The 16,928-nt window shown below is 36.7% G+C and carries 27 protein-coding genes; 7 read left to right on the top strand and 20 right to left on the bottom strand.

The window, feature by feature from the left end; translation table 11 throughout:
* Positions 1-11 precede the first annotated feature (11 nt).
* On the top strand, positions 12-287 hold the full coding sequence (locus BIV60_RS13840; RefSeq protein WP_071356325.1) for a hypothetical protein: 276 nt from the start codon (positions 12-14) through the stop codon (positions 285-287).
* 57 nt (positions 288-344) lie between these two features.
* Here BIV60_RS13840 and BIV60_RS13835 read toward each other — a convergent pair whose 3' ends face one another.
* The gene (locus tag BIV60_RS13835; protein WP_071356324.1) at positions 345-977 is read right to left on the bottom strand and encodes a BMQ_0737 family morphogenetic spore coat protein; all 633 of its coding nucleotides are present in this window, start codon (positions 975-977) and stop codon (positions 345-347) included.
* Between the two features lie 162 nt (positions 978-1,139).
* Here BIV60_RS13835 and BIV60_RS13830 point away from each other — a divergent pair, with 162 nt between their 5' ends.
* The 3 genes from BIV60_RS13830 to BIV60_RS29695 all read left to right on the top strand — a co-directional run bounded on the left by BIV60_RS13830 (position 1,140) and on the right by BIV60_RS29695 (position 3,235).
* Positions 1,140-1,715, top strand: a complete 576-nt coding sequence (locus BIV60_RS13830; RefSeq protein ID WP_071356323.1) for a hypothetical protein — start codon at positions 1,140-1,142, stop codon at positions 1,713-1,715.
* Positions 1,712-2,122: a Mov34/MPN/PAD-1 family protein gene (locus tag BIV60_RS13825; protein ID WP_071356322.1), complete on the top strand. Its 411-nt coding sequence runs from the start codon at positions 1,712-1,714 to the stop codon at positions 2,120-2,122. The genes BIV60_RS13830 and BIV60_RS13825 overlap by 4 nt, the downstream gene beginning before the upstream one ends.
* 942 nt (positions 2,123-3,064) lie before the next feature.
* A complete protein-coding gene (locus tag BIV60_RS29695; RefSeq protein ID WP_177177301.1) occupies positions 3,065-3,235 on the top strand; it encodes a hypothetical protein in 171 nt (56 codons plus the stop codon).
* Positions 3,236-3,569: 334 nt separating this feature from the next.
* Here BIV60_RS29695 and BIV60_RS13820 read toward each other — a convergent pair whose 3' ends face one another.
* The 19 genes from BIV60_RS13820 to BIV60_RS13745 all read right to left on the bottom strand — a co-directional run bounded on the left by BIV60_RS13820 (position 3,570) and on the right by BIV60_RS13745 (position 14,472).
* On the bottom strand, positions 3,570-4,016 hold the full coding sequence (locus BIV60_RS13820) for an ArpU family phage packaging/lysis transcriptional regulator (RefSeq protein WP_083402246.1): 447 nt from the start codon (positions 4,014-4,016) through the stop codon (positions 3,570-3,572).
* 51 nt (positions 4,017-4,067) lie between these two features.
* Positions 4,068-4,580 carry a hypothetical protein gene (locus BIV60_RS13815; RefSeq protein ID WP_071356320.1) on the bottom strand — a complete coding sequence of 171 codons (513 nt, stop codon included), beginning with the start codon at positions 4,578-4,580 and terminating at the stop codon, positions 4,068-4,070.
* A 2-nt stretch (positions 4,581-4,582) separates the two neighbouring features.
* Complete coding sequence (locus BIV60_RS28455; protein WP_083402245.1) at positions 4,583-5,299, bottom strand: HNH endonuclease; 717 nt, start codon at positions 5,297-5,299, stop codon at positions 4,583-4,585.
* A gap of 213 nt (positions 5,300-5,512) precedes the next feature.
* Positions 5,513-5,842, bottom strand: a complete 330-nt coding sequence (locus BIV60_RS13800; RefSeq protein WP_071356318.1) for a hypothetical protein — start codon at positions 5,840-5,842, stop codon at positions 5,513-5,515.
* A 99-nt stretch (positions 5,843-5,941) separates the two neighbouring features.
* On the bottom strand, positions 5,942-6,502 hold the full coding sequence (locus BIV60_RS13795; protein ID WP_071356317.1) for a RuvC family protein: 561 nt from the start codon (positions 6,500-6,502) through the stop codon (positions 5,942-5,944).
* A 129-nt stretch (positions 6,503-6,631) separates the two neighbouring features.
* A complete protein-coding gene (locus BIV60_RS29690) occupies positions 6,632-6,808 on the bottom strand; it encodes a hypothetical protein (RefSeq protein WP_177177300.1) in 177 nt (58 codons plus the stop codon).
* A gap of 29 nt (positions 6,809-6,837) precedes the next feature.
* Positions 6,838-8,130, bottom strand: a complete 1,293-nt coding sequence (locus BIV60_RS13790; protein ID WP_071356316.1) for a replicative DNA helicase — start codon at positions 8,128-8,130, stop codon at positions 6,838-6,840.
* Positions 8,108-8,971, bottom strand: a complete 864-nt coding sequence (locus BIV60_RS28450; protein ID WP_083402244.1) for a replication protein — start codon at positions 8,969-8,971, stop codon at positions 8,108-8,110. The genes BIV60_RS13790 and BIV60_RS28450 overlap by 23 nt, the downstream gene beginning before the upstream one ends.
* A 15-nt stretch (positions 8,972-8,986) precedes the next feature.
* A complete protein-coding gene (locus BIV60_RS13780; protein ID WP_071356315.1) occupies positions 8,987-9,730 on the bottom strand; it encodes an MBL fold metallo-hydrolase in 744 nt (247 codons plus the stop codon).
* The gene (locus tag BIV60_RS29685) at positions 9,727-9,882 is read right to left on the bottom strand and encodes a hypothetical protein (protein ID WP_177177299.1); all 156 of its coding nucleotides are present in this window, start codon (positions 9,880-9,882) and stop codon (positions 9,727-9,729) included. Before BIV60_RS29685 ends, BIV60_RS13780 begins: the two co-directional genes overlap by 4 nt.
* A gap of 11 nt (positions 9,883-9,893) precedes the next feature.
* A complete protein-coding gene (locus tag BIV60_RS13775; RefSeq protein WP_071356314.1) occupies positions 9,894-10,787 on the bottom strand; it encodes a RecT family recombinase in 894 nt (297 codons plus the stop codon).
* A gap of 14 nt (positions 10,788-10,801) precedes the next feature.
* Positions 10,802-11,020, bottom strand: coding sequence for a YqaI family protein (locus tag BIV60_RS13770; protein WP_071356313.1), 219 nt, complete (start codon positions 11,018-11,020; stop codon positions 10,802-10,804).
* Between the two features lie 12 nt (positions 11,021-11,032).
* Complete coding sequence (locus tag BIV60_RS29680) at positions 11,033-11,185, bottom strand: DUF6906 family protein (protein WP_177177298.1); 153 nt, start codon at positions 11,183-11,185, stop codon at positions 11,033-11,035.
* Positions 11,182-12,696: an ATPase gene (locus tag BIV60_RS13765; protein WP_071356312.1), complete on the bottom strand. Its 1,515-nt coding sequence runs from the start codon at positions 12,694-12,696 to the stop codon at positions 11,182-11,184. The genes BIV60_RS29680 and BIV60_RS13765 overlap by 4 nt, the downstream gene beginning before the upstream one ends.
* A gap of 58 nt (positions 12,697-12,754) precedes the next feature.
* Positions 12,755-13,237 (bottom strand): HNH endonuclease, encoded by a 483-nt coding sequence (locus tag BIV60_RS13760; protein ID WP_071356311.1) that lies wholly within the window; start codon positions 13,235-13,237, stop codon positions 12,755-12,757.
* A gap of 14 nt (positions 13,238-13,251) precedes the next feature.
* Positions 13,252-13,599 (bottom strand): hypothetical protein, encoded by a 348-nt coding sequence (locus tag BIV60_RS13755; RefSeq protein ID WP_071356310.1) that lies wholly within the window; start codon positions 13,597-13,599, stop codon positions 13,252-13,254.
* A 276-nt stretch (positions 13,600-13,875) separates the two neighbouring features.
* Positions 13,876-14,028 (bottom strand): hypothetical protein, encoded by a 153-nt coding sequence (locus BIV60_RS29675; protein WP_177177297.1) that lies wholly within the window; start codon positions 14,026-14,028, stop codon positions 13,876-13,878.
* A gap of 5 nt (positions 14,029-14,033) precedes the next feature.
* Positions 14,034-14,240: a DUF771 domain-containing protein gene (locus tag BIV60_RS13750; RefSeq protein WP_071356339.1), complete on the bottom strand. Its 207-nt coding sequence runs from the start codon at positions 14,238-14,240 to the stop codon at positions 14,034-14,036.
* 43 nt (positions 14,241-14,283) lie between these two features.
* Positions 14,284-14,472, bottom strand: a complete 189-nt coding sequence (locus BIV60_RS13745) for a helix-turn-helix domain-containing protein (RefSeq protein ID WP_071356309.1) — start codon at positions 14,470-14,472, stop codon at positions 14,284-14,286.
* 219 nt (positions 14,473-14,691) lie between these two features.
* Here BIV60_RS13745 and BIV60_RS13740 point away from each other — a divergent pair, with 219 nt between their 5' ends.
* From BIV60_RS13740 to BIV60_RS13730, 3 genes are all read left to right on the top strand, one after another.
* The gene (locus tag BIV60_RS13740) at positions 14,692-15,084 is read left to right on the top strand and encodes a helix-turn-helix domain-containing protein (protein ID WP_083402243.1); all 393 of its coding nucleotides are present in this window, start codon (positions 14,692-14,694) and stop codon (positions 15,082-15,084) included.
* Positions 15,085-15,190: 106 nt separating this feature from the next.
* Positions 15,191-15,409 (top strand): helix-turn-helix transcriptional regulator, encoded by a 219-nt coding sequence (locus BIV60_RS13735; RefSeq protein WP_071356307.1) that lies wholly within the window; start codon positions 15,191-15,193, stop codon positions 15,407-15,409.
* Positions 15,410-15,642: 233 nt separating this feature from the next.
* Positions 15,643-16,776, top strand: coding sequence for a tyrosine-type recombinase/integrase (locus BIV60_RS13730; RefSeq protein WP_071356306.1), 1,134 nt, complete (start codon positions 15,643-15,645; stop codon positions 16,774-16,776).
* The last annotated feature ends 152 nt before the right edge of the window (positions 16,777-16,928 follow it).

Raw genomic sequence — 16,928 nt, 5'->3', positions numbered from 1 at the left:
GGAGGATTATGATGAAAGATGAGATGGATACATTGATGATTGAATTCTTAAAAGCAAAATATACGAAACATCTCCAAAGTTTAGATTTAAACAAGAAAAAGGGATCTTCCATTTTTGTCATAAATGATGATATTTTAGAGTTATTGGTTTTATTCTTAGCTAAGAATTCGTTATTTCCTAAAGACTTCGAAGGATATGGGCAGGAAAATAGTAAAATATTAGAGAACCTTAATGAAATCTCCAAAATGATTCATGAGATTCATGTGAAGGTTGATTCATTACAATAAAGAGGATGTCCCACAATGGGGTACATCCTAATATTGTTTCATATTGCTTTTTCAACTTTAGGCCAAAGGAGTTGGGAAAAGAGCAGGACACTGTGGAGGAATTGCTGGTGCAGGGCAAGCAGCAATAATATTTTCACGTGCTGCACAGAAATCAGCAGTTAATTCGATCGTTACTGGTGCTGTTACTTGAATGCTTTGACAGATTACAGCTGCAATATCAACAACCAATGCACCTGCCACGCATGACCCGCTGACGGAACTTTCTGAATCAAACGCTGTAACAGTAATATCTGTTCCTTCAGGAGCACATAGGAAGAACGATTCCGTTACAGTTGCTGGGATTGGAACGCCTGTTACAGTAATTTGAGTACCTGTAGCGGTTAAGGCAGTAACCGTTACCGCAATCGATAAGGGTTTTACAATCGTCACTCGCTGAAGTGTGACTTCTGCACCATTGATAATAAATGTACGATTGACCCTTTCCCCTACTTCTGTAACAGTTCCTACTGTAACAACAGCTGCGATATCTAAAATAGTTGTTCCAGCCGCACAAGGGTCTAAAACTCCAGCTGGGAATGTAATGGTAGTGCCCGGTAAGTTGACACTCGCTTGATTCGTCACCCAATCATACACCTTATCGACATTGACACAAAGTAACTCTTGGCCGCCGGATAAATTTTGTACTTTCAACTTATTTCACCTCATATAATTTATTTTTGTCTTACACTATAAAATATTATTTTTGTATTTTTTTGAAACGGACAAGTGCGGATTTTTCTTAACTACAAAAACAAACACAAATTAAAATGATTTTACATACTATTTTATAAGTTATAATTCCGAGGTGAGAAAATGGAAAATCATGAATCAAACCAAAGAGATGATATACAACTAAAATATATAGACGAAAATTCTTTAAAAAGCTTTAAAAAAAATATCAACGATCAGTTAACGAAAATCACAGAAATGGTAAGTGATACCTATAAATTAATGAAAGATCAGCAGGAGGCTTTAAACTCATTTTGCAAACAGCTTGATCAATTCACTACCTTAAATCAACAACTAAATTCATTATTGGAACATCAGTTTAAGGCCCATGAATCGAAATCAGCTCCAGAACAAATCACCTTTAGAGGATTGCAACAGGCTGGAGTAAAAGCACCTGTCTACTATAAACCGGACCAAAATATTACTAATATCAAAAAAACTGAAAATGCTGGTTTACTCTCGAAGTATCCCATAAAGAATGAAAATAAATTATCCAATGATAGTTCAACCAATGATAAAACAAAAATAATTAATAATAAAATAAAAGAGAACCCTAAAGAAACTGACATCGAAACACCAAACGTATCGAAGATGGCTCCCATTGGTGATAATCAAACAGATAAACAATCACTTTTCTCCTTTCTAAAGAAAAAAGTATGAATGAAATGTTTTTAACGATGAATTTAAACGTTCACACTGAAATGATACAAGCAGGACTAAGGAACCTTCCTAATGAGATATGTGGGTTTTTATCTGGAAGAAATAACAGTATAACAACTTGGACAGAAATGAAAAACATCTCCTCCAACCATAATACTTTTTTCATTCATAAGGAAACGGTAGAAGAAGCCCTAATATCCATCGAAAAAATGTCCGAAGAAGTAATTGCTTTAGCACATTCTCATCCCAAAACGAATCCCAGGCCTTCTTATTTGGATCTTCGAAATCACCCTAATCCTACAGTTAAAATGGTCATTGTTTCTTTTAAATATAAAAATCCAATCTTGAAATGTTACGACATAAATAAATTAACCTATAAAGAGATTTCTATTTTCGTAAATAAATAAGGTTTATTATAGGAATCCGTTAATCATACCGAAAACGATATATTTTCGATTTATAAAAATAAAGAAAGGCAGAACATTCTGCCTTTCTTCGCTTTTTAGCTTCTAATTCGATTTCTTATTTTTTCCTTTGTTAATATTTATATAGGTTACATATTTTTTTTCTTGAGTTTTGTTTTTCTTAGCCGTTTGAAGGTATTTTTTATAGATTTGATTTTGGTTTGCATTGGTATTATTTTGATTGCCACCACAGCCACATCCCAAAAAATTCACCTCCTTCTTATTATTTTAAAACTAATAGAAGTTCCAAACCTTCCCATTTTTGAATAGAAAAAAGGAGAATAAATACCCATTAAAAATGGGAATAACCATCGGTATACGTTGGTTTTAACCTCAAAAAAATGGAATATTTTTTACTGACCTATAGAGGTCCACTGAAAGGGTTTTACAATTGTTAAAAAACAAAAATGAAATTGCCTCCACATTATATAAAATGCAAAAGGACGAATTCTTGACAAAGACAAATTATATAAATTCCGTTTATTTTTTAAATTCCGGGCGTATTCTTATTGAAGCAGGTCTCCTTTAATATGATGAAAAGAAGTAGCAGAAAATGGAACAGATTATTCCGATCGCTAGTGAATGGGTTTTCATAGTAGTCCTATCCATTCAAAGCCTGCCGATCTAATGAGGGAGCAAAGGTAGTCAGTGCTGTCTAACCTAAATGTTAAGGTAATCGGTTCCTAATTAAATTCGTGCTAAAAAGATACACTATTGTGACAGAGATCTTACAAAAGCTAAAACGATTAAAATATAGAAATCAATTAGCGTTACAAAAAAAGTTAGTGAAAAAATCTTAGTCCTAATAACTATACATATTTAAAACTTCTTCATAAAATGTAAAATAATCACATTTTTCGCTTTAATTGAAAGGGGGTGGTTAGATTGGGATGTTTTTGCGGAGGAAGTAAGAAAATAGTTTTTGAAAAAGCATATGTTTATAAATCAACACCCAATTACAAAACAACAACTGTCTACAAAGCTTCTATAGGGACTCAGTATCAAAATCTTGGAAAAAGTCAAAACCATGAAAGTTCTAATAAAGAAAAGAATTAAGAAAAACCACCACACATGACAATGCCCCTATGAATTAACATAATTTCTTCAATCGATAATTTTTTAACTTCTATTATTCTTTTTTGTATCTGATGACGAGGAACTAAATATAAGAATAAAAATCTATTGAAACAGACAGGTTGTTAACGAGCACATTCATTACATGCAATTAGTCCGGCACTATTAAAAGGCGCCGGACATCATTATTAATACATGATTAATTCCTTATTTGGTTGATACCCATTTCGATTCATCTTTTGCCATTTAAAGTTAATTGCATAGATATATTCTCTAATCCCTTTACCATTTGTTTGAGCATACCTCTAATTACCCCTTATGAATCCTTTGTCACAGCAATATTGAGGTTTAAAGCCAATTTATAAAAAGCTTTCCAGCGGATCTTTGAGTATGTTTTTTCAGAAATCGGTGGCTGGAACTTATGATAATAAACGTTGAAATCAGTTAAGTATTCGGCATCCTCGCACATGTAACGCTCCTCAATAAGGAACCTTTCCATCTTCGGCAGCCGTTTCACTGCTCTTTCGGTCCAATCGCAAAACTGTTTTCTCTTTTCTTGCTCGTCCACGTTATGGATTGCAATGGAGCTTGTTTGGTCGCTGGTAACATTCGTTGGACCGTGGAACCGTTCAACGGTACTGGCCGTAATCGATGCTTCTCTTTCTTCAAAAATGAGGTATTTGAAAAGGCGATATCGTTCAAGGTGCTCTTCTACTTTTCGTTGAGTCGCTTTTCTATCTAGTTCAGGCAATTCAAAGCTCAAACCCATGTCACTCCTTTAGAAACGCCCCAGGATTGCTCCCAGGGCTTTCTTTTAATCTAGTAAATCGTCATCGTTGTCGCCAAATGGGTCCTGCTCATTAGATTTAGTGAGGACAGCGTCCTGATCACTTGCAGATCCATCGACGTTCTCAACATCATCTAGTGTCATTTGATTTGGATTAACCGATGCAGTGCCATCCTTATCTACCGTATATTTAATTCCTTCATGGGATTCATCTTCAAAATCATCGGCACTCATTTGTGATTCAATGATATTTAAGGTAACATCTGACCCTGCTCTTTTATAAAAATTAAAAGTATTTTCTGCAGAAGCATCGCCTTTGACAATAAATTCAAGAACAGTTTTTTTACTGTCTTTAGTGGATTTATTAAATTCGCATTTTAATTTTTGTTCTACTCCTTCAATTTCCAAAATAACAACCTCGCGTGTGAGGCTATTTAGTTCCGGCTTTTTCTCATCTTCACCCTTCACGTGGAATTGGATGAGTTCTTTTTTACTATCCTTTGTTTGCTTGTTGAAATGCGCTTTTACTGTTACTTGCATGGTTATCTCGCTCCCTCTAACTCTTCTTTGATTTGCTCTGCAACTGCACTGGCAACTGCAGCCACCTGAATTAATTCTTTATATAAATCATGAGAATCTGTATCCTTAGAGCTCACAAGCCTAAAATAACTTTGTGCTGCTTCTGCCACTTCTCCTACCTCTTCCATCAAAATGGCCAACCAAAAGCCTAAAGGATGGCGCTGGATGTTCCATTTTTCTAATTGGCGAATTCGTTCTTTTTCAACATCATATAAAACCTCAAACATTCCTCTTAGATGCTTCCATGTTTCGCCTTTCTTTATTTTGAAAATGGTTGATTTGTCCACATTAAATTCTTGAGCGATTTGATGTAGATATTCGCCTTTCATTGCTTGTTTGTAGATTTTATAGACATCTGAATGTGATAATTTTGCATGTCCGTGATCTTCACCCTTAACAGGATTACAACGACCTCTTTCAACCTTGTCTCTATTGTTATCAGCAACTGTTCCGATTTCTAAATGAGCTGGATTTATACAATGTGTGTTATCGCACTTATGCCTAACTACCATTCCAGGAGGTATTGGTCCAAAACATTCCTCATATATAAATCTGTGCATAATATAAAGTTGATGATTTATTTGAATTTGCCTGTATCCGTCTTTATTGGGCTTATGAGAAGTACAATTAAAACAACCATTGTCATCAATCTCAAAAGCTATTTGCTTAGCATTGCTCATATTCTCCTACCTTCCAAATTTACGACTTATATTGTTCGGAATAACACTGAGGACAAACACCTTCCACTTCAAAACCGTTCGGGCGTGTGCACTTTGGACATATCTTAGACATTGCAAGCCAGCGATGGTAGCAGTACAAGCATTCCATCTTTAACTCATTTTTCTGTTTTTTCATAACGAAACCCATTCCATTACATTTAGGACATTGAGCGCTCATAACTTTTCACCTTTAACCATTAAATTGATTTCAATTTTAAGGCTGTTCTTGGCTCTTTCTAGCGTTTCAATTAACTCTGGAATGTTATTGGTCTCGGAAACTCTTAATACGCTTTGTAATTCTTCTGACAAGCGCAAATTCTCTTCGAATATTCGAAAGCCGGTTTTCTTCCGTAAATCTCCAACAGTCCTACGAAGTCGATTGTTATCTTCCAACAGGATTTCCTTTTCGTGCCGCAGTTGTCTAACGGAAACAATCAGTTCTTTAATATCATCGATGTTAAAACGGCCACGGTTAAAATTTTCTTCTAATTTGGCTATATCCATTATCTCGGGCTCCTAAATCAATTTCTTCAAACCACTTTCAGTCATGGAGAAAACGATTTTTCTTAATTGTTTTGGGTGATCCTGTTTCCAACTTCCCATTTATTTCGCCTTCTTCTTTGGAGGTGCTAGGATTGCTTGGATAACCTCAGATTGGTATTGAGGTAAGATTCTTAAAACATTTTTCTTCATCCAAATTTCCCAAGCGATTTGGGCGAGAATAAAAGCATCCACCACGTTATCGCTTTTATGTACAAATAAGTAATGCTCATTAACTGCATTCATAACTGCCCGCTTTTTCTGCGGACCAGTAAGCCGTTTCTTGCTTCCTTTTTCTCCAACCCACCCAGTGACATTTACGAATTTTTTCACCGCATTTGGGGCAACCTCGTGATAAGGTAATTTTCTTTTGAAAAGCTCATTTCTTATGCCATGGTGCAAACCTCCGGCAAACATGGCCCTTTGGGTATCATAGGGAAAGCCTTCAATGCAAATTAAGTCACCGGGCTTAACATGGGCTATTATTTCATCAATTAGAGTAATCATTCTCCGTGGGTCTTCGTCACCCACTCCAGTAAGCTCCTTAGCCCGGACGACTTGACCTTGTTGATCAAGAGCTACAAAACCTGTTTTAGTTGATGGATCGATTCCGACAAAGCGCATCTTTTTTTCTCCTCCTTTGCAGTTCTCTTGCTGCTGAATAGCGTTCTATCAATCTATAATTTTCATTCATAGCAATTTCGTATAGTTGTTCTTTGGTAGCTTTTGAATAGTCCATTTTAAAAACCACCTTTATAAATCTCCTGCTATTTTCTTCAAATACTCAGGAATAATTATTTTATTTTCACAATTACTGCAATAAACTCCATCAACCCCACTTATGAAGTAAGCTTGCAAAATGTAATTCGGGATTGGTTGAGGTATTCCACATTTGGAACAGAATAATAAATAATCGGTCTCTTTTTTCATACCTCTTCCTCCCTTTTGCTCCCCAGCTACTAAACTTTTACTTCGTCCGGAACCTCGGTAAATTTTTGTTTCCAATTCATAAAAAGAAGCTTGAATTCATTAACGCCAATATCCCGGCCTTTTGCGAAGGTTTGGTTAACTATTTTCCCTTGGGATGTTGTTTCTCCCTCACTCCACAAAAACTCCACTACATCAGCATCCTGTTCAATTGAACTAGATTCCTTCAAATCACCTAATGTTGGGCGGCCTTTCATCTCAGATGCTCTACTCATTTGGGATAACATATAAAAAACGCAGTTCATATCCATTGCAATTTGCTTTGCTTGTCCGGTTACGCGGCCTATTGCCAACGCTCGAGTTTCACCTTTAGTTTGAGGGATGTTCATGATCTGCAAATAATCAACAACAATCATGGCTATCCTTCCATGCTTCTTTTTAAACTGTTTGGCTGTTGCTCTGATTTCGTCGATAGTAACACCTGAGCTATCCTGCATGAAAATAGGTAAATATTCGAAGTTTTCATAAGCCATATCTAACAAAGCTTGCTCTTTTTCATTCAAATTCTTGTTCTTGATTTTCTGAAAAGGAATTCCTGTCACCGCTGAAAGCATCCGATCCTTTAAAGAATTTCTTTTCATTTCTTGACTCCAAACAAGAACGACGCCTTTCTTTTGTTGAGCAACACCATATACTCTTTGCAATGCAATTGCTGTTTTCCCTACTGAAGGTCTCCCAGCTGATACAAACAGCCACCCTCTCCATAACCCTTGGGCCCATTTATCAAACTCTGTAAATCCCGTTTTAATAAACTCTGCCGGTGTTTTTAAATGCGTATAGTATTCTTCTTTTGTTTCAGAAAAACTAAGCATTTTTGCGTTATCTTGCGGTCTCATCTCTGCTATAAGATTTTCAACATATGAGAAAAACTCTTCATCAGATTCATAATCATCCCGGGACATACCGTTAATAATATCTCCAGTATTTTTAACTCTCCGTTCCATGGCCTTTGAACGCACAATCCTGGCATAATATTCTACATTTGCTGTGGTTGGACACGATTGGGCTAATTGAGAAAGGTAAGATACTCCTCCCATGCCCTCTAAATCTCCGAACTTTGCTAATGCATCGGTCACAGTGATTAAATCAATAGGTTGGCCCTTACTCTCTAAATAGCGAATTACTTTATAAATCTGCTGGTGCCTTGGTATATAAAAATCTCGTTCTTCAAGAAAAACTACGTCATCGAGAACACTCGAATCAAGGAATACTGCACCTAATACCGATTGTTCTGTTGCAACATCATTTTCCCCAATCAAAATCATTCGGATCACCGCCTGCTGCGACAAAGCGCTGGAATGCTATATCTTTATCACGGGTATCTTTTCGTTGTTGTTGAACTGGCTGCTTTGCCTTATTTGAGCTATTCATCTTGATTGCTAACTCTCCAAATTTCTCTCGAAACTTTTTGGCCGATAAAATATTAGTCCTCCAAAAAGGATCCTGCGTAACCCACTCCATCAATGCGAGTATTTGCTTTTTATTATTAACCCCATCGATTTCAACAAGCTTTCTAAAATCATCAGCCCATTTATGTTTGTTCACTTTTTTTAGTAAGTGCTGTACTCCGGCTTCGTTGGCAACCTCTGAAACCTTGTCAAAAAAATAAGTAGCCATTTTAAAATAAGAGCTTTCCTCGTCATACATTTTTTGATGACGAGTATTTTTTTTATTTTTTTCTTTAATATTTTCTTTCTTAGTACCACAGTTGTGGGACGATGTCGTACTACAGGTAGTAGACGATGATGTACTAATATTAGTGGACGATGATTGATGTACCACATCTGTAGGACGTTCGTGCCATTCCTCGTAGTTTTTATTGAATTTCAATATTCTCCCCCTCCTTGGACCAACCCCAATGACACTAATAATCTTGCGGTCTATTAATGCGTTTAGTTCCCGGTCAACATGACTCTTCCTGGTGTCAATTGCTTCTGACAGAAACGCAAGGGACATTTCATGCGCTTTTCTGCGGAAGCCATATGTATAGCGCCATATGACAAGAACCATTCGCAATTGCGTGCCATTCAGGTCAGTTTTTGAGATGTGTTCTAATATCTCATTAGCAACCTTTGTATATCCTTTTTCAGTTTGAGGGTTTGCCATGAGTAATCATCCGTTCTAAATGACTTTGATCTTGTAGTGTGTATCTGCTCTTAAAGCTTTCTTTGTAAGGGCCCTTTTTACCGTCATTTCAGCCAGTACAGGCAGGTTATTCTTACTTGATAAGTGAGTAAGGTATATTTGCTCTCCAACGCCATTAACAAGCTTAGAAAGGGCCTGTGCTGTCTGTTCGTTACTCAGATGTCCGATGTGAGAAACTATCCTCGCCTTCACACTTGGTGGATAGTCAGATACTTCGACCATCTTTGGCTCGTGATTCGCCTCGATTACATAGATGTTTGAGTATTCCATGGCCGATAACATGGTTGGATCCACATGGCCAGTATCTAAGCAAATGGAACATTTATAACCATCATCTGAATGAAATACATAACCAAGAGGGTCCCGGGCATCATGGTGTGTTTTAAATGTTTCGATAAACCAATCTTCGATATTTAAATCACTGCCGGCTTTTATGCTGCGTTGTAAATCATCGTCAACACCTTTAATGTCCCGCCATTCGCCCGCGCCAGCATATACAGGAATTTTGTATTTGTTTGCTAAAGGTAATCCTTTCACATGGTCCGAATGAGCATGTGTAATTAGGATAGCTTCGATTGAATCTGGCCTTATTCCAACTTCCAGCAACCGTTTCTCTATTTTTGTTTTTGCAATGCCTGTGTCCACTAGAATCGTAGTTTGGGAGGACCGCAAGGCTATACAATTGCCCTGCGACCCACTTGCTAAGATATCGACCTTCATAAGTTCACTCTGTGTTCTTTCCAGAACCACTCTTTTATTTCTTCGTATTCTTCCTCGCTGATTTCCCAAGTTTCTAGGAATTCAACAAGAGAATGCCGACGTGCCCCCTTCATTAGGGCATACATGAATTGATTTAATTTTTCTGGTTTCATTTCAGTTCACCTCAGTCCAACAAGTCGCCATCAGCGGACTGAGCTTCCTGAGCCTCAATGTTCAAATCAAGCAGCTGACTGAGACCGATAAAATCTGAAAGGGTGCCTTTGAAACCTGGAACATGTTTTTCCACATATTCTGTTTGGTCTTCCTTTACAATTCCTAGCTTTTTAAACTTTTTCGATACCTCTGAACGTGCTGCCTTAAGCTTTGCAGCTTCATCATCTTGTTTTGGCTGTTGAGGTGGTGCATCAATCACATCTTGATTAGGTGTGATGTCTTTTCTTGGTTGTGGTTTGTATTCCGGGATATTATCTACAGACGGACCACTTGAAACAGTTTCATCCTCAGCGATTTCAATTCCGTATTGGAGTTTGGCAGCACGTTTCATAATGTGTTTTTTAAACATATCGTTAAACCAATCTCTCCACATATGGCCGTTACGACCTTTCAACATATGATCAACCTCGTTTGACTCCATCAACACAACAACATCATCAAAGCCTTCACGCTTCGCTATTGCATAACCTCCAATTACATTCCCTCGAGGGAAGCCAATTTGGTGGTCCACTTCTTTTGACTTTGCATCGAACTTAAATTCATCATTTTCATGGATTAGCTGGCATTCAATCCCTTTGTATCCATCCGTTTTTCTAGCCAGGTAAAGAATCCCTTCTACAGCAATCTGGAGACTCATTGTCGCTCCTTCTTTACCGTTATAAACAATGCAGTGGATGTGGTTTAAGAAAGGATTCAATCTAGAATTAGCACAAGTTTGTACAAATAAAGCGAATTGCTCGTTAGTAGTTCCTTTGGCAATGGTTTGTTTTAAAGTGTCCAACTCTGCTTGAGAAAAAGTTCCGACAACTGCTTGTGTGTTTACTGTTGTTAATTGTTTTGACATTTTAATTCCCCCTATTAATCTGCGGTTTTAAATTCCCAATTAAGTTTTTCAATCAAGTAATCTTCTAAGTTACTTTCGAGTAATAATTCACCATTTGGCAGTACGATGTAGCTGTCACCAATTACGATTTCATTGCCCATTACATCAGTTCCGAAGTGCTCGGGTTGAGCTACAACATTCGCATATCCAATCCGATTGACTCGAGTAATTAACGGATGTTCTAAATCTGGCAATCTTAAAACCTCCTAAATTAGAATAGTTTTGGTGGTGCCTGTTTCCCGGTGGATCAGGCGCATTTCAGAATGACTCTTTTTAAAAATTAGCCAGTTTTCAGGATTTAAACCTGCTGCTTTAATTGCTTCCTTTTGACTGCGCGTTGGGTTTTTACCGTTTTTCATTCGCTCACCGCCTCAATCTTCAATTCCTGGCCTGCAACAACTCTTGAAATGATTAATTGCCCATTAGGTTGCTTAAAGCTTGTAATCGATTCTGCATTGTCAACAAATGTTGGTGTAACCAATTCGCTTTGCTGAGAAAGAACATCCCGGAGTTCTAAACCGGCACGGATGCCTTCTGATAGGGAAAGAGTACGGTAAGGCTTATCATTCATTTCAATCTCAAAATCAGGTTTAATCTCGCCATCACCTTTGTTTTGTTTAAAGAGTCGGACAGAGAGAGTTGTAAATAAGGCTTGTACTTTTTCAGCTTGCATTTCTGCCTCTTTTCCACGGAAAGCTTTGATGCTATCCAAGATAAAAATGGAAGCTTTTAAATCTTGAAGAATCCCGTTTTCATCAGCTTCAGCCGATTTTACCTGGGTATCCAAGTTTTGATATTGTGAGTAAATCCGAACTTGTTCTCGTAAAGGTTGACCACTTTCATCAAGCTCTTTTATCTGTTCCCTTAGTTCCGTTACATCGATGTATTCAATGGTGTTAAGCTGCTCTTTTAGTTCATTTCGTTGCGAAACCAGACTATTATGCTTCGCCTTATATTCGGCAATCCGGTTATCTTTATCTGCCTTTACTGCCTCAACAGAATCTTCATCCAGCGGACGTTTACAGGTGCGGCAAGTATCTTCAATGACCTCGTTTTTCAGCGACGGCCACCGTTCTTTTGACATTTCAATTTTGTCTTGAAGATTACGGATCTGCGCCTGCAAATTAAATGCCTGGTTCTTTTCAAATGCCGTATCCATTTGTTTTTCTAATTCAATAACTTGCATATCAATATGAGCTAATTCTGCTTTAATGGAGTCGATATCAAGCTTTTCTTCGGTTAATTGCATTAGCTGCTCTTTCAAAGTATTTGTCCGGCTTTGTGCGGAAATATAAGCTTTATCCTGCTTGTTCTTGTTATCTTTATGGATTTTCTCTAAATCAACTAAACTATGCTTTTTTAAGTAGCGTTCTAAGACCTCAGATTGGGCCTCTGGAAGGTTTTTAAGAACTTCCTTGCTAACTGGTGCGGTTACATATTTGAGCATCATAGCGCGTTGTTTTTCCCAATGTAATGTGAAGAAATAAGACGGATTAAACAGTGACATAAACAAATCTTTGTCAAATAGCTGATCTCTAATTTCTTCGAATTCTTTTGCTTTTGACGGGACCTCGTTTATGTAGTACTGAGCTTTCCCTTTCTTAAGGCCTCGTCCAAGCAATAATTGTTTTCCATCCACCGATAAAAGAAGTTGTACTAAAGTTTCATCAGCTGCATAAGTTATTGGTGTAGGATCGCATTTGCTTCCAAATACATCAGTCGAATATAATAACCATGAAACGGATTCCAAAGTACTGGACTTCCCTTTCGCGTTGTCCGCCGTGATTTTGGTAAGGTCGCCAAACTCTATATCCAAATCACGGTGGCTTTTGAAATTTTGAAGTTTTAGGTTTAAAAACTTAATAATCATTTTGATTCCCTCGCTTTCATTGCTTCTATTGAAAATGGCATCAATTTTTCTCTAGCTTTTATCGCTCCCCTTTCAGCATCAGGTAAATTTTCAAAATACCAATAGAATGCCTTTTATTTTTTTCACGAATTTGCACAAACCACATATTTACCCTAGAGCACCAACTTACATTTCTTACACCGCTTTTACTCTGATAATTTGCTCCCCTTCGATTTTGTAAATTTTCATACTGTTGAATAACTCTTAGATTTTCTATTCTGTTGTCTAAACCGTTTCCGTTAATGTGATCAATAACTTTATCGGATGTGTGACCGAACAAAAATTTGTGAAGATAAAAGCTTTTTTTATTGCTTCTGCCTCCTATATCAAACCGAACATAATATGTCTTGTAATGCTTTGCTTTCCACGCATACAACGTATTAGGGATTTTGTGGATCATCGGAAGCATTTTTACATCAACCAAACATTCCATTCTGGTACCATCTTTCCTTTTAAGGAAAATCGCTACTACATCCCCACGAATTTCATAATCATTTTTCAAGAGGTTTTCCCTCCTTATTTTCTTTTCAATCGATACGGCCACTTTTCAGGATTAATTTCTCTTTGTTCGCTAATGTATCTATTTAAGTTTGCGAGCGAGATGTTTATCGCTCCTGCGATATCCGGTAAACTCTTCCCGGACATATATAATTTGTGAAGCATGTCTTTATCGACGCGATCAATTTTCTTACCTCTTCGCCTAAGGAATTCTTTCTTGCATTCGTTGGCCTTCTTATAATCAATAACATCCGTATCAAATTGAACGCCTCTTGGTTTTTTTGTCGGCCTGATTGGATGTTTCACGATATATGCCTGGCGCTCTTCCTCCGTCATCCTCCATTCAGTTACTTTTCCGATTGACACGTAAATTCACCTCACTTTGCTTGATAACTTTTCCACGCCCACATAAGCTGCAAATAATAAATACATTGGTATGAAGATAATTAACCCGGTTACGACGATTCCCACTATAATCACCCCCTATTTTCTTTTTGATGCAATGTAGATTGCGATTAAGCGTTCTTGCACGGTCATGGCTAACCATTTCTTTGGCGTTATCCTCATATGTATCACCCCCTTCAAATATTCCTTAAACCCTTTTGCAAATTTCGCCATGAGTCCAAAAAGAGAAGGCTTTATTCAGCCTAAGAGTTTTTCATTTAACAATCCTTTGTAAAAAGCTAATCGTGCAGCCCTTCGATACCATCGTTCATTACGAACAGTCAGATGCACTTTACCAAGCTGGGCAATCTTTTTAGTGGAATAACTAATGTGCTTAACCTTTTTATCCATTTATTTCACCTCCTAAAAATTTGTTTGAAATACCTCTCCAAAAATTCTTCCATTCTTGAAGCGACAAACATCCATTTTTCTCCGCGGCGCTCAGGATAGTAAACAAAGCCGCCGTTTTCGAGATCCAATATCTTTTTATACGCCGGTCGAAGCAGGATATTATCTTTCAACCAATCGTCACTGTAACCAGTGGCAGCTTCGAGATCCTTCATCGACCACCAAATTTTAAATGTAGTTGCCAATTTCACTTCCTCCCTAAATGACTTTTTGCTTATCTAACCAATTTAGAAAATCATCTTTGTTTACACGTTTGCTTCCTCCAATAACGATTGTTGGGAAGCCTTTTTGCCTAAACAAATCATAAGCCTTACTTTTGCTGATACTTAAGTATTTCTGGATGTCTTGCGCCGTTAGAATCGGGGGTAATGAAAAATTTTTATCCACTTTTTTCACCTCTTAATTAACCTATAAGTTAATCGTATTTTAAAAAAATTTTATTGTTTTTTAGGAACTCTAATTAACTTATGGGTTAATATTATTCCTAAATTTCCTATAAGTCAATTGTTTTTTATAAATATTTTAATTTTTAAAGTAAATAATTAACCTATAAGGAAATCACCTCATATTGAACGCTGATTTTGAATGTAGTAAATTAACAATTAGGTGGTGATTTGTGTGAAATTCGGCAGGAATTTTATAAAGGCAAGAAGTAGAAAAGGAGTGGATCAAAAAGATGCTGCAGCAGCTTTAGAAATTAGTCCCGCCTTTTTATCAAAAGTAGAAAATGACAAAAGTAAGCCTAGTATTGATTTAATTCTAAAAGCTGCGCAATATTATGGAGTAAAGCCAGCATTCTTTTTTGATGATCAAGAGGAAATTGATATCGAAAATTTAAAATCTGAAAAGAATATGCGGTTTATACAAGACCTTGAAACCTTATCAGATATAGAAATAAAAGATAAATATAAAATTCAGTTAGACGGTAAGGATTTAACAACGAATGAACTAAAAGGCATTATGGCATATGTTCGTTCCTTGCGTTCGATGGAGGAATAGTTTGCTCCATTTTTTTATTTTGGTTAAGTAAAATTAGAATAATTTCGGAGAGGTTAATTACTTCCAGGTTCATTATGCATCATCAGCTCCTAAAGGATTGGTGTAGGTGACTTACAGAATCGGTAAGTGCCTACTTCAAAACCTTTTACGTAGAAAACGTATGACACAACAAGAATTAGCTGATCGTACAGGTAAGACTAAACAAACAATTTCAAGATACATCAATAATCAATCCATTATGTCTTACGAAACGGCAATTAACATTGCTGCAGAATTAGATTGTACGATGGAAGATCTATACGAAATAGTAAAAGGTAAGAAGTAGGGACTAAAAGGGTAGGCATTTCGTCTACTCACGACTTAAAGTCATCTTTGTTGTTTACTTTAGAAACAATTTTCCAATACCATTATTTATATAATTTTAATGTTTTTTGGATTGGAATTTTTATGTAAACACAAGAAAATTTTGATATTAAAAAAATTATAGCACAAATAGGAACAGATGTTCTATAATTTGATTAGAAATATATGTGAATTATGTAGGAGGTCTTTCACATCATGGCAAGCATCCAGAAACTAAAAAATGGCTGGAGATACCGTGTATCCTATAAAGAGGGCGATAAATATAAGACAAAAACCCGGGGTGGTTTTAGGACAAAAAAAGAAGCTGAGATAGCCGCAGCTGAACTAGAGAAGAAACTCCATATCGGGCATGATATTTCAGCCGGTGATCAGCTTTTTGCAGAATATATGAGGAATTGGTTTGAAATTTATAAAAAGGGGAAATACAGTCCTAAGCATGAGTCTGATATTGAACGGTCAGTAAAGCTTGTAGAGGAACATTTTCCCGGGGTGCGAATTAAGGATTTAAATAGGGATATGTATCAACGCTTCATAAATGCAATCTCCCCTAACTATGCAACCGAAACGGTCAGAAAAAGACACATTAATATAAAAACGTGCTTGAGAGATGCAATCGAAGATGGAGTGATCTTCAAGGATCCGACTTATAAAGTAATGATTAAAGGCCACAAGAAGGAAAAATCTGAAGAAATGAAGTATCTGAACTTTGAGGAATTAAAACGATTAATAGATGAACTTACGAAGGATTTAAAATTAAGATATATCTCCCGTTACATTATTTTGTTCGGGATTGCTACCGGTGCCCGATTTTCTGAAATTCTTGGTATGACATGGGATTGTGTAGATTTTAAAAATATGACCATTACAATCAATAAAACATGGGATTCAAAATATAAACATGACTTTAGTGATACTAAAAACTACGCATCAATGCGGACTATCACGATAGATAAAGATACAGCTGACATCTTAAAAGAACTTCGAAATGAACAAAATAAAATCGCAATGCAAACAGGTCTGAGAAATAAAAAAAATCTTTGCTTTGTTAATTCCACAATGGAGCTGGTGACGAACAATGCCGTTAATAAAACGCTTAAAGCGTTATGTAAAAAAGTAGGTGCCAAAGAGATAACCAGCCACGGTTTACGACATACACATGCATCGATGCTACTTTTTAAGGGTGTAAATGTAAAATATATCTCTCGGCGCCTAGGACATAAAATTATTGTAACAACTTTACAGACATATAGCCACATCTTGGATGAAATGGAACAGAAGGAGTCTCGCCAGGTAGACACGACAATGAAAGAACTATTTGGTGCAAAATAAATGCAAAATTATTTCTAAAACATTCGTTTTCTTTAGGATTCCTCTAAAAATTAAAAACCGCCAAACCCTTGATACGATTGAGTTTGGCGAACATCATTTGTATTGTATAGGATACTATGGCGGGACTGCCAAGGAATCACACCAAATCTATA

The organism is Bacillus sp. MUM 116 (genome assembly GCF_001866655.1).
In the GTDB taxonomy this organism is placed as follows: Bacteria; Bacillota; Bacilli; order Bacillales; family Cytobacillaceae; genus Neobacillus.
This window is presented reverse-complemented; position numbering and strand designations above follow the sequence as displayed.